19 protein-coding genes are annotated in these 14,481 nt (G+C 31.6%); all 19 read left to right on the top strand.

The genetic code is table 11. From position 1 onward, the window contains the following. Positions 1-8 precede the first annotated feature (8 nt). Entirely contained in the window at positions 9-458 is a 450-nt protein-coding gene (locus J3477_RS07520; RefSeq protein WP_200272629.1) for a chemotaxis protein CheW, read from the top strand. 9 nt (positions 459-467) lie between these two features. Continuing rightward, on the top strand, positions 468-956 hold the full coding sequence (locus tag J3477_RS07515; RefSeq protein ID WP_206869095.1) for a chemotaxis protein CheD: 489 nt from the start codon (positions 468-470) through the stop codon (positions 954-956). Between the two features lie 13 nt (positions 957-969). Further along, entirely contained in the window at positions 970-2,010 is a 1,041-nt protein-coding gene (locus J3477_RS07510; RefSeq protein WP_206869093.1) for a protein-glutamate methylesterase/protein-glutamine glutaminase, read from the top strand. Between the two features lie 10 nt (positions 2,011-2,020). Next, positions 2,021-2,785: a CheR family methyltransferase gene (locus J3477_RS07505; protein WP_206869092.1), complete on the top strand. Its 765-nt coding sequence runs from the start codon at positions 2,021-2,023 to the stop codon at positions 2,783-2,785. A gap of 326 nt (positions 2,786-3,111) precedes the next feature. After that, the gene (locus J3477_RS07500; RefSeq protein ID WP_206869091.1) at positions 3,112-5,163 is read left to right on the top strand and encodes a chemotaxis protein CheA; all 2,052 of its coding nucleotides are present in this window, start codon (positions 3,112-3,114) and stop codon (positions 5,161-5,163) included. Positions 5,164-5,183: 20 nt separating this feature from the next. Continuing rightward, positions 5,184-5,786 (top strand): chemotaxis protein CheC, encoded by a 603-nt coding sequence (locus tag J3477_RS07495; RefSeq protein WP_206869090.1) that lies wholly within the window; start codon positions 5,184-5,186, stop codon positions 5,784-5,786. A gap of 15 nt (positions 5,787-5,801) precedes the next feature. Continuing rightward, complete coding sequence (locus tag J3477_RS07490) at positions 5,802-6,161, top strand: response regulator (RefSeq protein ID WP_206869089.1); 360 nt, start codon at positions 5,802-5,804, stop codon at positions 6,159-6,161. Between the two features lie 15 nt (positions 6,162-6,176). Next, positions 6,177-6,578, top strand: a complete 402-nt coding sequence (locus J3477_RS07485) for a chemotaxis protein CheW (protein ID WP_206869088.1) — start codon at positions 6,177-6,179, stop codon at positions 6,576-6,578. Between the two features lie 21 nt (positions 6,579-6,599). Continuing rightward, the gene (gene fliM, locus J3477_RS07480) at positions 6,600-7,595 is read left to right on the top strand and encodes a flagellar motor switch protein FliM (RefSeq protein ID WP_206869087.1); all 996 of its coding nucleotides are present in this window, start codon (positions 6,600-6,602) and stop codon (positions 7,593-7,595) included. Further along, positions 7,588-8,754, top strand: coding sequence for a flagellar motor switch phosphatase FliY (gene fliY, locus J3477_RS07475; protein ID WP_206869086.1), 1,167 nt, complete (start codon positions 7,588-7,590; stop codon positions 8,752-8,754). The genes fliM and fliY overlap by 8 nt, the downstream gene beginning before the upstream one ends. A 426-nt stretch (positions 8,755-9,180) precedes the next feature. Further along, positions 9,181-9,459: a flagellar biosynthesis anti-sigma factor FlgM gene (flgM, locus tag J3477_RS07470; protein ID WP_206869085.1), complete on the top strand. Its 279-nt coding sequence runs from the start codon at positions 9,181-9,183 to the stop codon at positions 9,457-9,459. Position 9,460: 1 nt separating this feature from the next. Then, entirely contained in the window at positions 9,461-9,871 is a 411-nt protein-coding gene (locus tag J3477_RS07465) for a flagellar protein FlgN (protein ID WP_206869083.1), read from the top strand. Positions 9,872-9,885: 14 nt separating this feature from the next. Beyond that, complete coding sequence (gene flgK / locus J3477_RS07460; RefSeq protein WP_206869082.1) at positions 9,886-11,706, top strand: flagellar hook-associated protein FlgK; 1,821 nt, start codon at positions 9,886-9,888, stop codon at positions 11,704-11,706. A gap of 15 nt (positions 11,707-11,721) precedes the next feature. Beyond that, entirely contained in the window at positions 11,722-12,717 is a 996-nt protein-coding gene (gene flgL / locus J3477_RS07455; protein WP_206869081.1) for a flagellar hook-associated protein FlgL, read from the top strand. Positions 12,718-12,736: 19 nt separating this feature from the next. Further along, on the top strand, positions 12,737-13,165 hold the full coding sequence (gene fliW / locus J3477_RS07450) for a flagellar assembly protein FliW (protein WP_206869080.1): 429 nt from the start codon (positions 12,737-12,739) through the stop codon (positions 13,163-13,165). Position 13,166: 1 nt separating this feature from the next. Further along, positions 13,167-13,382 carry a carbon storage regulator CsrA gene (gene csrA, locus J3477_RS07445; protein ID WP_206869079.1) on the top strand — a complete coding sequence of 72 codons (216 nt, stop codon included), beginning with the start codon at positions 13,167-13,169 and terminating at the stop codon, positions 13,380-13,382. Positions 13,383-13,392: 10 nt separating this feature from the next. After that, the gene (locus J3477_RS07440; RefSeq protein WP_206869078.1) at positions 13,393-13,749 is read left to right on the top strand and encodes a flagellar protein FlaG; all 357 of its coding nucleotides are present in this window, start codon (positions 13,393-13,395) and stop codon (positions 13,747-13,749) included. Between the two features lie 29 nt (positions 13,750-13,778). Further along, positions 13,779-14,084, top strand: coding sequence for a hypothetical protein (locus J3477_RS07435; protein ID WP_206869077.1), 306 nt, complete (start codon positions 13,779-13,781; stop codon positions 14,082-14,084). Between the two features lie 9 nt (positions 14,085-14,093). Beyond that, on the top strand, positions 14,094-14,480 hold the full coding sequence (fliS, locus tag J3477_RS07430; RefSeq protein WP_206869076.1) for a flagellar export chaperone FliS: 387 nt from the start codon (positions 14,094-14,096) through the stop codon (positions 14,478-14,480). Position 14,481: the final 1 nt, after the last annotated feature.

Here is a 14,481-nt window from a genome sequence, read left to right as displayed (position 1 = left end):
GGATTAAAATGGCTAACAAGGAAATAAAGTTACTGATTTTTAGTTTAAATGGAGAACATTACGCTACTGATATAATGGAAGTAGAAAGAATATTAGGTTATGAAACACCAACGGTGTTACCTGATGTACCAAGTTTCGTTGACGGAGTTATTAATTATGAAGAAAGCATTTTACCTGTAGTTAATTTGTCTAAAAAGTTTGGGTTTAATACTAAAGTAAATTTAGCTGAAACAAAGATTATTGTAGTTAAAGAAAGTGAATCTAAGATGGGCATTATCGTAGATAATGTTTATGAAGTCAAAGATGTGGAAGTTAATTTAATAGAAAACCCTCCAGCAATTGCTGCAAGTATTTCAAGAAGATACATAAAAGGACTAATAAGATTAAAGGAAAATATAGTAATCCTCTTAGATTTATCTAAAATTTTAACAGAGGAAGAAAAAACTAAGTTGCTATAAGGTGGTTCTATGATAGATGCAGAAGTTAAAGTAGGTATTGCTGATTTAAATACTGTAAGTAATCCAGATAAAATAATGACCATAGGACTAGGTTCTTGCGTTGGAATAGCAGTATTTGATAAAGTTAAATTGATTGGTGGTTTGTCACATATAATGTTACCTGATTCAACTCAGTTTAAAGAAGTGAAAAATCCATATAAATTTGCTGATTTAGCTATTCCGATTCTAATTGAAAAGATGGAAAAGTTAGGGTGCCAAAAAAGAAATTTGGTTGTAAAAATAGCTGGAGGAGCATCCATGTTTAATTTTTCTGATAAGAGCATGATAAGTGATATTGGAAAAAGAAATGGTGAAGCTGTAGCGAAGACTTTAAAAGAATTACAACTTCAAGTTCTTGCTTCTCACCTAGGTGGAAACAAAGGTAGAACAATGGTTTTAGATTCAAAAACTGGCAAGGTAATAATAAAGATTGTAGGACAAGGTATTATAGAACTTTAATGGAGTGATAATCTTGAATAAAATAAGAGTTATGGTAGTAGACGATTCTGCACTTATGAGAAAAATAATTTCTGACATGATAAATGAAGAGACAGATATGGAAGTTATAGCTACTGCAAGAAATGGTGAGGAGTTCGTTGACAAGGTTGGAGGTTATAATCCAGATGTAATTACCTTAGACGTAGAAATGCCGAAAATGGATGGTATTACTGCGCTGAAAAAATTGAAACTCACAAATAGAAATGCTAAAGTTATAATGTTAAGTAGCTTAACCACAAGCTCTTCTAGAACAACATTGGATTGTTTAGATGCTGGTGCTGCCGATTTCGTGTCAAAGCCATCAGGATCGATTTCGCTTGATATTAATAAGGTTAAGCTTGAGTTAGTACATAAAATAAGAGCAGTAGCATCCATAAAAAGATCATTGTTTGATTTTAAAGTTGAGGCAAAGGAGCCTGCAAAATTTATTACTACTAAGAAAGCTTCTAATAAAATAGAGGCAGTGGTAATTGGTGCATCTACAGGTGGCCCTAGAGCACTTCAAACTGTATTGACAGAACTTCCTAAAGATTTAGAGGTTCCTGTGTTAGTGGTTCAGCATATGCCAGCAGGATTTACAAAGACCTTCTCAGAAAGATTAAATAATCTTTGTAACCTTAAGGTTGTAGAAGCAGAAAACGATATGAGAATTGAAAAAAATGTTATATATATTGCTCCAGGTGGTTATCACATGGAAGTATCTAAGGATAAAAGAATTTCGTTAAATCAAGAACCAAGTATATGGGGAGTAAGACCAGCAGTAGATAAACTATTTAATAGCTCAGCTGCTGTCTATGGTAAGAACTTATTATCTGTGGTACTCACTGGAATGGGAAAAGATGGTGCACAAGGTACAGTATCTATAAAAAATGCTGGAGGACATACTATTTCAGAGGATGAGTCTACATGTACTATTTATGGAATGCCTAAAGCCACTTTTGAAACAGGGAAAGTTGATGAAGTATTACCATTAGGATATATAGCAAAAAAAATCGTTACATTAATGAAAGGATAGTAGATAAACTATGGATTTTAGCCAGTTTCATCAATGGGTACATAAAGAACTAGGTATTAATCTATCTGCGTATAAACCAACCCAGCTTAATAGAAGAATAGAAAGTTTAATGACAAGATTGGGCGTAAAATCATTAGAAGAATATACGAAGTTGATTAAAACGGACAGAGAGCATAGACAAAGATTCTTGGACTTTATAACTATAAATGTTACAGAATTTTTTAGAAATCCAGAATTATTTGAAGAGTTAGAGGCTATCTTGAAAAAAGAGTCTGCAGCTAATAATAGTCTTAAGATCTGGAGTGCAGCTTGTTCTATTGGTTGTGAGCCGTATTCGATCTCTATGATTTTGAATAATGTAAGTCCCAATGGCAGACACAAGATATTAGCTACTGATATCGATAATACAATTCTTCAGAAAGCTAAGCTTGGAGAATATACTGATAACGAAATGAAAAATGTAAAACCTAGAGAAATGGAAAAGTACTTTAAGAAAGTTAAAGATAAGTATTATATCGAACAAAGTGTGAAAAACATGGTTACTTTCAAAAAGCATGACCTTATATTAGATAGTTATGAGAGTAACTTTGACTTAATCGTATGTAGAAATGTAGTTATTTATTTTAATGTAGATGTTAAAAATGATATATACAAGAGATTTGCAGCATCCCTTAAAAAAGGTGGTTTATTATTTGTAGGTGCTACTGAAAGTATATATAATTATAAAGATTTTGGTTTTGAAAAGGCTTCTACTTTTATTTATAGAAAATTATAAAAGTTAATAATTGCTATAAAGAAATTAACTACTTCATACGAATAATAAGTGTTGAATAACTGAAAAGGTTAGGCAATTTTCACATATTTTAAATAAATATATGATATATAATTGCTGTATATTACAAAAAAATGACTATTCTAATTTATTATTTAGCTATAATTGATATTTACTGATTAGTTAATTTTGCTAATAATAACTGTTAAGTGCTAAAAAGGAATACAGGAGGCATGACAATTAATAATTGTCATGTGCTACGGAGAATAACAGGAGGCGTAACAATTGATAATTGTTACGTGCTTCGAAGAATAACAGGAGGGATAACAATGGACACATCTCAATATCTTTCAATGTTCTTAGAAGAGTCCATGGACAATTTGCAGACTCTAAATGAATCTTTACTTGACTTAGAACAAAAACCAGATGATATTGACAAGTTAAATGAAATATTTAGAGTAGCTCATACTATAAAAGGTATGGCAGCAACAATGGGATTTAGTGATATAGCAGAACTAACTCATAAAATGGAGGATGTTCTTTCTAAATTTAGAGAAGGTGAACTGAAAGTTACTCAAAATGTAGTTACAGTTCTTTTTGATTGCTTAGATACTCTTGAAAGAATGGTAAATAACATATCAGAAGGTATAGAAGAAAAAGTTGAAATAGAAAATATAATGAAAGCTTTACATGATATAAGTACTAATGAACAGCAAGACAGTGTTGCTGTGGATATAGTAGAAGAAATATCAGAAAATAAGAGTTCATCAGATTATGTAATAGACATAAATGAATATGACATGAATGTAATTAAGCAAGCTCATGAAAAGGGCTATAAGGCTATAAGAGTTTTCATAAGTCTTAATGAGAATACTTTATTAAAGTCTGCTAGAGCTTTTTTAATATTTAAAGAGTTAGAAGAGCATGGAGAAGTTATAAAATCATATCCTTCTACAGAAGATATAGAAAACGAAAACTTTGATTTTAGCATTGAACTTATTGTAATTACTACACTAAATGCTGAAGAAATTGAAAAACTTGTTAAAAATATTTCAGAAGTGGATAAAGTTTCTACAGAAGAAGTCGAATTAAGAATAGAAAAAGTAAATGAAATTGCAACCACTAAAGATGAATCAGTAGCTAAGGCTGAAGTAAATGAAACGTCAAAAACGGTAGCGCCTAAATCTATAGTTACGAATAAAGAAAAAGTTGAAGAAAAAAAGAGCAATAGTCCATCTGGTCAAACCAAAAAGGTTCATCAATCAGTAAGAGTTGATTTGGAACGTCTAGATAAGCTAATGAACATGGTTTCTGAGTTAGTTATACATAGAACTAGATTAGAACAAATAAGCACAAGTTATAGAGCTCAAGAGCTAAATGAAACTCTTGAACAAGTTGCTAGAACAACCTCTGACTTGCAAGATCTTGTTATGAAGATAAGAATGCTTCCTCTAGAAGTTGTATTTAATAGATTCCCTAGAATGATTAGAGATCTTTCTGTAGAATTGAATAAGGAAATTAACTTCATTGTTGAAGGTCAAGATACAGAATTAGATAGAACTGTAATAGATGAAATTGGGGAACCATTAATCCACTTATTAAGAAATGCTGCTGATCATGGAGTAGAAAGCAAAGAAGATAGAGCTAAGTCAGGTAAAGATCCTGTAGGTACAATAAGATTGTCCGCTTATCAAGAAGGTACAAAAGCTGTAATAAGAGTAGAAGATGATGGTAATGGTATTGATGTTGAAAAGGTTAGACGTAAAGCTGAAAGAGTAGGCATAAACACTGAAGGAATGACTGAAAATGATATAAAGAATTTAATTTTCTCTCAAGGCTTTAGCACTAACGAAGTAGTAACAGATATATCAGGTAGAGGCGTAGGTATGGATGTTGTAAAAACAAAAATATCTGCACTTGGAGGAACTGTTGATGTAGTAAGTGAAATAGGAAAAGGTTCAAGTTTTATAATAAGACTTCCTCTTACTCTTCAAATAATTCAAGCGTTGCTTGTTAAGGTTGGAGAAGAGACACTTGCAATTTCTTTAGGGTTTATCGACAGAGTTATAGATTATAAAGAAGATAGAATAAAGAAGACTAATGGAAGAGAAGTTATAGTATATAGAGAAAATGTTATACCTCTAATTAGGCTTAATGAAACTTTACAAATTGATACTAGCAAAAAGGATAAGAATTTTATTATAATAGTTAAGGTTGGAGATAAAGTTGTTGGTCTTTTAGTTGATTCTTTATTAGGACAGCAAGAAATAGTAATAAAACCTTTAGGAAAAACTCTTGAAGGATTAAATGAGTATATTGGAGCGACAATACTTGGTAATGGTCTTGTTACACTTATACTTGATGTAGGTGCTTTAATCTAGGAACTAGAAGGAGGATTGTGATGGATTATACTCAATTAAGTGCACTTCAACTAGATGCTCTTAAAGAAGTAAGTAATATTGGTGCAGGAAATGCAGCAACGGCTCTTTCTCAATTGCTAAATAGAAAAATTGATATGACAGTTCCAAATGTTAAGGTAATAGATTTTATGGATATTTATAATTTTGTTTCTGAGGAAGAATTGGTGGCAGCGGTACTAGTAAAAGTACTTGGTGATGCACCAGGAAATATATTATTTGTATTTGAAAAATCTATAGCTTCTAATATAATAGAAGTACTGACTGGAATGAAGGAAGATGAGTTTAGTGAGATGGGAAATTCAGTGCTATGTGAAATAGGTAATATTATTTCAGCAGCATATATGAATGCAATAGCAAGACTTACAAACTTGAGCATTATGCCATCAGTTCCAGCTGTGGCGTTTGATATGCTAAGTGCGATATTAAGCTCTACCTTTGTAGAGTCAGCACAGTATTCAGATAATGTATTGGAAATAGAAACAATGCTATTAGGCGAAGATTCAGAAAACATTGGTGGACATTTTTACTTTGTTCCTAATCCTGGATCTTTAGAAAAAATATTAAATTCAATAGGCGTAATATAGATAGGGGGATTCTAAATGGCTAGAGTATTAATTGTTGATGACGCGGCATTTATGAGAATGATGATAAAGGATATTCTTGAAAAAAATGGATTTGAAGTTGTAGGTGAAGCAAGTAATGGAATTAAGGCTGTAGAGCTTTATAAGAAGGAAAGACCAGATGTAGTAACTATGGATATAACAATGCCAGACATGGATGGGATTGAAGCAGTTAAAAACATCAAAGCATTTGATCCAGCAGCTAAGGTAATAATGTGCAGTGCCATGGGCCAACAAGGTATGGTTATGGATGCAATAAGAGCAGGTGCAAAAGATTTTATAGTAAAACCATTCCAAGCAGATAGAGTGTTAGAAGCAATCAAAAAGGCAATTGGTTAATAAGGGGGCATGAAAATGCAAGTTGTTGTTTTTAAGATAAGTGATGAACTTTTTGCTGTAGAGACATCTAAAGTTCAGAGCATTACTGATATGACAGAAGTGACCAAAGTACCAAAAGCCCCAGAGCACATTAGAGGACTTATAAACCTTAGAGGTAGCATAATACCTCTACTGGATATAAATCTACTACTTAATATACCAAAGTCGTCAAAAGTTCAAAGTAACATAATAATATTGAATGTTGATGATGAGCAAGTAGGTATATCTGTTGATGAGGTTGAAGAGGTTTTAGAAATTGATGAAAAACTTATTCAAAGACTTGAGAATGAAAAGTATCAAAGCTATGTAAAAGGTATAGTGAATTTTGATGATAAACTAGTTACATTAGTAGATATAAGTAAAATACTAAAAATTTAATTAGTGAAGTGAGGTAAGCGTATGGCAGATGTATTATCACAAAGTGAAATAGACGCCCTATTGTCTGCCTTGTCTGCTGGAGAGCTTGAGCCAGAGGAATTGCAAAAAGATGAAGAAAAGCAAAAAGTGAAAGTTTATGACTTTAGGAGTCCTCAAAAGTTTTCTAAAGAGCATATAAGGGCACTTGAACTTATACATGATAATTTTGCAAGAATAATATCTAATTTTCTTACTGCTCAGGTGAGAAAAAATACAAAGGTTAAAATAGAAAACATAGAGCAGGTAACCTATGAGGAGTTTATACATAGTGTATCTAATCCAACTACACTGCTTTTGTTTAAAATGCCACCTTTAAATGGTTCAATTCTTTTTGAGATGAATCCTAGTTTCTCCTTTCAAGTTATTGATATACTGTTAGGAGGAACAGGAGAGCGAAGACATGTAAGTAAAGAATTTACAGATATAGACAAAAATATAATCACTCAAGTAGGAACAGGAGTATTATCAAATCTAAAGCTTGCTTGGGAAGATGTGATGGATATTGATATAGAAGTAGAGAGTTTAGAAACTAATCCTGCTTTAAACCAGACATTAGCTCCAAATGAGCCAGTAGCATTAATAACTTTTTCAGTAGAAATGGGTAAGAGTAATACTTTTATAAATCTTTGTATACCTTACTTAAGTATAGAAAAGATTCTTGATAAACTAGTAATGAGAAACTGGTTCCAAGCAGGTGCTGAGGAAGATCTTGAACATACAAGACATGATTTAGAAAAGAGATTGGATGTCGTAGATGTAAATGTTAAGGTAGAGCTTGGTAGTACAGAAATTAGTATAGATGATTTCTTAAGATTGGTGACTGGTGATGTGATTAAACTTGATAACAAGTATAATAGTCCTGTAACAGTAGTAGTTGAAGAAGAAAAATGTTACCTGGCCAAACCAGGTATAGTTGGTAAAAATATGGGAGTAGCCATACTTGACATTATAGGTAAGGATGTGGAAGATTATGAGTAATGGATTTCTTACACAAGAAGAGATAGATTCTTTGTTAAATGGTCCATCAACACCAGCCGAATCCACAACAGGTAACACTGAAGAAAGTATTTCAGATATAGATAAAGATCTGTTAGGTGAGATAGGAAATATCTCAATGGGTTCAGCTTCAACAGCTCTTTCCCAGATAATTAATCAGTCGGTTAATATTACTACTCCAGTAGTAAGCACAACAACTTTGGGAGAGCTAAAAGAGCAATTTCATATTCCTAATATAGTACTTGAAGTAGAATATACTTCGGGAATATTAGGTAAGAATATATTAATAATGCAAATCAATGATGCTGCAGTAATAGCTAACCTTATGATGGGTGGAGATGGTACTGTAAATACTACAGAATTATCAGAAATAGAACTAAGTGCAGTTCAGGAAGCAATGAACCAGATGATTGGTTCTGCAGCAACCTCTATGGCTACTATGTTTGCAAGAGAAGTAAATATATCACCGCCTATTTCAAAGACTTGGGATGAAGCAAATGAGCCAATTTCAGAAGGTATTACTGATGACGATATTTTAGTTAAAGTATCCTTCAAACTAACAATTGGTGATTTGGTAGATAGTAACATAATGCAGTTATTACCACTAAAAACTGCTAAAAAGATTGTTTCAATAATGATGGGGGAAGAGCAGCAAAGTGAACCGGCTATTGAGCAACCTAGAGTGGAAGAAAGAGCACCACAACAGGAAGTAAGAGCGGCTAGTAATCACGAACCATCTAATACATATCATGCCCAAGAAAGTCGAAATGACTATAATAACTTTGTACAAGAAAAACCTATATATCAAGAGCAAAGAACTCCTGTGGAAGTTCATCAAGCATCTTTTGATAATTTAGCTTCAAGTCCTTCTGGGCCAGCACATAAAAATATAGATTTAATATTAGATGTTCCATTAGAAATATCTGTGGTTCTTGGTAGAACTAAGAAAAGTATTAAAGATATTTTATCTCTAAGTAATGGATCGTTAATTGAACTAGATAAAGTTGCTGATGAACCTGTAGAGATTTTAGTTAATGGCAAAAGAGTAGCTTTTGGTGAAGTTGTGGTAGTTGATGAAAACTTTGGAGTAAGAATCACAAGTATCGTAAGCAACGCAGAGAGAATAAAGTCTTTGAAATGATAAAAAGCACTGTTCCTGAATCAAGCAGGAAAGTGCTTTTTATTATTTCAAAATTATTTCAATATTAAGCGTTGTTTGAAATTAAATGGTTAAACATATTTTAATATTAATGTATATTATGTGTTTTAACTGTATAGATAACTTGAATTAAATAAGTAAACTTATATTTTAAAGCTATAATATATAAGTTTGAGTAAAAAATAAAATAAACTTTAGTAGTTTTGGAAACAATATAAATGTTAAAATTTTGTTAATAAATTGTGACTTTTTCTAACAGGTTCATAATAAGGTATAGGATGTCAAAAATGGCACTTAAAATGAGTTTTAATAATTAGGAAATTTTTACAAATATAAAAACTAAGTATAAACTAATTTATTCAATGCACGATAATATAAGTAGTGAATACAGTACAGTGGAGGTAAGTTATGAATATCAAAGGAGTAGGACCAACTAGAAATGTAATTGATATATATAATGTTAACAAAGTAAAAGCAACTCAAAAAGCTGAAAGCGTGAAAAAGGATAGTTTAGAAATATCAGGAGCAGCTAGAGCTTTAAGTAACTTTTCTTTAGGAGATGATGTAATGCCTAGAAGTGAAAAGGTTGAAGCATTAAGAATGCAAGTTGCAAATGGAACATATAAACCAAACAATGAAAAAATAGCACAGTCAATGATTAATTCTATAAGTGAAGGAAGGGTTTAATATGTACGAAGAGCTTATTAATGTAATACTTAGTGAAAAAGAAGCACTTAATAAGCTTCTTTCGTTACTAGACAATCAATATTTATTTATAATTAAAAAAGATGTATTTGGATTAGATGATGTTGCAAACAAAATACAGGCTTGCAATAAAGAAATTGCTGAAGAAGAAGTGAAAAGAAGAAAGCTTGTTAAAAGCAATTCTATGAAAGAAGTTGTATTTTCTTCAGGGAACGAAAGACTTGAAGAAAGTTATAGAGATATTTTGAAACTTTTAGAAGCAGTGAGACTTCAAAAGGATACAAATGATTTACTCTTAAAGCAGCAACTTTCATATACTAATCAAATGTTAAGTTATATAAATCCAAACAGAGAAATGAAAACTTATAACTCATACGGAAAAATGTCAAGGTAGTAGGGGGAGGAAATATGTCAGGTTTATTTTCTACATTTAATATAGCAAAAAGCGGTATGGCAGTTCAGCAAAAATCAATTGATGTAACTTCGCATAATATAGCAAATGCGAATACAGCTGGATACTCTAGACAAAGAGCAAACATAGAAACCACAAGACCACAATCTTTAGGTGGTATGGAAGCAGGACAACTAGGAACAGGAGCTCAGGTTTCAACAGTTGAGAGAATAAGAGATACTTTTTTAGATTATCAAGTAAGAAATGAGACTAGTATATCTGGTCAATATAGTACTAGAGATAATTTTTTAAGCCAGATTGAAGATGTTTTTACAGAACCATCTGATACTGGTATATCATCATTGATGGGAAAATTCTTCGATTCATGGCAACAATTGTCCAAGCAACCACAGAGTTCAAATGCAAGAACTGTAGTTGTTCAGCAAACTTTAGCTCTTACTGATTCATTAAATCATACATATACACAACTTAGAGATTTAAAAAATAATGCACAAAGTCTTATAAAGAATACTGTAACTGATATGAACAGTACTTTAAATCAAATTGGTGAACTAAATAAAGAAATAATAAGTGTTAAAAATGCTGGAGATACGCCTAATGATTTAATGGATAAAAGAGATCTGTTAATAGACCAGTTATCTAGCAAATTTAACCTAACTATAGATAAGAAAGCTTTTGAAGGAATTAATTTAAAGCCTGCAGATGTAAATGGTATGAAGGCTCCAGAACTAGTTAAAGCTGATGGAGATACCCAAGTTGCTAGATTTTCATATATAAGCAGTATGGAAAAAGATCCAAGTGATGATTCTGGTACTACTTATAAGATAACCTATTATAAGCTTGGAAATATGGACAATGAAAATAATAAACAAACAATAACTTTAACTAATGTTAGTCCTGATCAAGCTAAAGAAATTGAAGAGACAAGAGTTATTTGGGGAAATAGTGATGGAGTTGCAACTAAAGCAGATGGATATCCATTAAAAGATGGATCAACTGTAGATGTACAAGAACTTAAATTGTTTTCACCTGCATCTGGAGAAGTAAAAGGAAATATAACAATACAAAAAGATATTGATAATTATATAGATCAAGTAAACAAGTTAGCTAAATCTATAGCATTTACAGTTAATGCTATACATAGTGGTATGTCAAGTACAACTAGTAATGGATTTCCAGATAAAGATTATATGCCTTTATTCGTAAATAAATCAGTAGCTAGATATAGTGTTAATGGTCAGATGATAAATCTTGATGATACTTTAAGTAATGAATCAGAAATAACAGCAGAAAATATAACGGTAAATAAAGAAATTCTTAGTGATGTTATGAAATTAAAGACAAAAACAAGAGATTCTGATTTTGCGTATGCTTCACAAAATACTGTAGATGGTGAAGGTGATGGAGCTAGAGCCTTGGCCATTGCTCAGCTTAAGAATAATTTAATTGATATTCAGGATGTTGGGACTACAGTGAAATCTAGAGCAGACCTTTTCAATATGTCAAAAGGAAAAGCAGTGCTAAAGGATAACGGCATGACAATCGAAAATAATAATAATGGAACTACTTTAGAAGCGTACTTTAAAGATTCTATAGATAAATTAGGGGTACAAGCTCAAGAAGCAACCAGAATGGTAAGTAACCAGCAACAACTTTTAGATTCGCTAAATCAAACTAAAGATAGTGTGTCTGGAGTTTCACTTGATGAAGAGATGGCTAACTTAGTGCAATTTCAACATGCATATAGTGCAAATGCAAAGGTTATAGCTACAGTAGACGAGCTTCTTGATGTAGTAGTAAATGGATTAAAGAAATAGTAAAGGAGTATTTAAATGAGAGTTACTAATAGAATGTTATCAAATAACTTCCTAAGTGATATGAGAACAAATCTTAATAATATGAAAACTCTTCAATCTCAGTTATCATCAGGAAAAGAGATAAGAAGACCATCAGATGATCCTTTTAAAGTTGCAAGAGCGATGCAGCTTAATACAGATATATCTGCCAATAAGCAGTACAATGAAAATATAAGTGATACTATAAACTGGCTAGATGCTACAGATACATCTTTAGATCAAATCACTCAATCTGTTCAAAGAATAAGAGAACTTGTAGTATCATCTGGAAATGCAGCTTATGGTTCAGATGAAAGAAGAGCTATAAAGGATGAGCTTAATCAGAAGGTTTCAGAAGTATCTCAAATATTAAATTCAAATTTCGATGGTAAGTATATCTTCGGTGGTAGTAAGGTAACATCAAAACCAATGGGAGTAAAGGATTTTGATGCAAATGGAAATAAAGGATTATTCTTTGCAGGAAAAGATGGTGAAGAGCTTTCGGTAAACTCCACAGATATTACTATGTCAAGTCAGATGGATATGATAAAAGCAAAGCTACCTGTGGAAGTATCACAAGGTGTAACTATGGATTACAATGTAAGTGCATATGATGTGTTAAATTTCACAAGTGAAAAAGGAAAGCAAATAAATGTTAGCAATTTGTTGAATAATATAATTACTAACTTAGATTCATCTTCTCCTGATGCACAAAGCAAACTTACAGGAGAAAACCTAGATGACTTAACTGCTGCAGCTAGTAATATACTGAAAATCAGATCAGAAGTTGGAGCAAAAGAAAATAGAATGGATTCTGCAAAAGATAAAAATGATCAAGAAAATTACAATTTAACTGAAGTATTATCAAATACTGAAGATATAGATATAACTCAAAAAACAATGGAATACAGCACAATGCAGACTGTGTATATGGCATCACTGCAAACAAGCGCAAAAATAATTCAGCCATCTCTAATGGATTACTTGAGATAGCAGTATTGGAGGGGATTTTATGAAACTAGAGACTAAATACCATGGTATATTAAATTATGAAGAAGAGGATATAATAACTTTTGCTAAAGGATTACCAGGCCTTCAAGATTTGAAAAAGTTTATACTTGTTGATTTTGAAGAGAATCCGATTTTTAAGATACTACACTCAGTTGAAGATGAGGAGGTTGGGTTAGTCACAGTTTCCCCTTTCGATTTTATAAATGAATACGAATTTGAACTTAAGGATTCTATAGTAGAAAGACTTGCAATAAAGGATTCTAATGAAATCCTAGTATTAAATACAGTGACCCTAAGTTCTAAAGTTGAAAATATTACTACTAACTTAAAAGCACCTATAATAATAAATACAAAAGCAAAGCTTGGGGAACAAATAATCATAGACAATGAAAAGTATATGATAAAACATCCTCTACTAAGGAGTGAGTAATATGTTAGTACTAACTAGAAAGAAAGGTCAATCATTACTGATTGGTGATGATATAGAAATTTCAGTTATAAAGCTTGATGACGGAAGTGTAAAACTCGCAATAAGAGCACCGAAAGAACTAAGTATTCTTAGGAAAGAACTTGTTAAAGAAATTGAAGATGAAAATAAAAATGCTACTATAATAGATTTAAGTATTCTTAAAAATCTCAATAAATAGAGGTGTACGTATGGAGATAAGAGTTAATCAAGGAACTGGAATGCAGACAAATGTAGATGCAACTACCCAACCAAAACCAATAACAACTGATATATCTGTACAAGACGATAAAAATTCCATAGATACTAAAGATAAAAGTGATGAACGTGAGATAAAAAAAGCTGTAGATAAACTTAATAAGTTCCTTGAAGGGGATAATGCTCATGCAGTATATGAAATGCATGATAAATTTAAAAATGATTTAATGATTAAAATAGTTGATGATAAAACAAAAGAGGTGCTTATGGAAGTGCCTCCTAAAAAGATTTTGGACATGGTTGCCAAGTTATGCGAATTAGTAGGAGTAGTTTTCGATAAAAAGGCATAGATATAATTAAATATTTGGGAGGAATCTATATGGATTTTAAGTTGAATAAGATAGATACCGACCTAAGAGAAAAGCTCAAAGAACAAACTAGGGATGGTAAGGTTCATTCTAAGGATGGAATAAAGATTGAAACACAAGTTGATAGCTATAAATATAGAGAACCGAATAAACAAAAAAAGAAAGACAAGCATAAAGAGTCTTTTAAAGAGATAATAAAAGAACAGAAGACAGTAACTGTAGACGGATATAAGCCTGATACTGTTGAAGTTCAAGTAGTGAAAGAAAAAGACTCGAAAGAAAACTATAGAGGTGTATTTATAGATGTTAAAAAATAGGAGGATATTATGTACGCAAATAATGGATATAATGTATATAAAAACAACAGTGTAAATTATGCATCCAAGGAACAACTATTACTTATGCTGCTTGATGGAGCGGTAAAATACTCTAAGATAGGTAGACAAGCAATTGAAGATAAGGATATAAAAAAGGCTAATGAGAATATAAAAAGAACTGAAGATATATTTACAGAACTTATGGTAAGTCTAGATACAAATGCTGGTGAGTGGGCAAAATCACTATTTGCAGTATATGAATTTATAAATTATCAACTTATGCAAGCTAATATAAAGAAAGATACTTCAATAATGGATACAGTAATTCCGATGATAGAAGATATAAGAAATACTTGGCAGGAAGCAGAAAAACTTTCAAAGGCAGCAGTAAGATAAT

Origin of the sequence: Clostridium zeae (assembly GCF_017312485.1) — a bacterium.
Lineage (GTDB): Bacteria > Bacillota > Clostridia > Clostridiales > Clostridiaceae > Clostridium_AR > Clostridium_AR zeae.
Note: the sequence above shows the minus strand (reverse complement) of the source record. Positions and strands in the feature narration are given on the sequence as shown.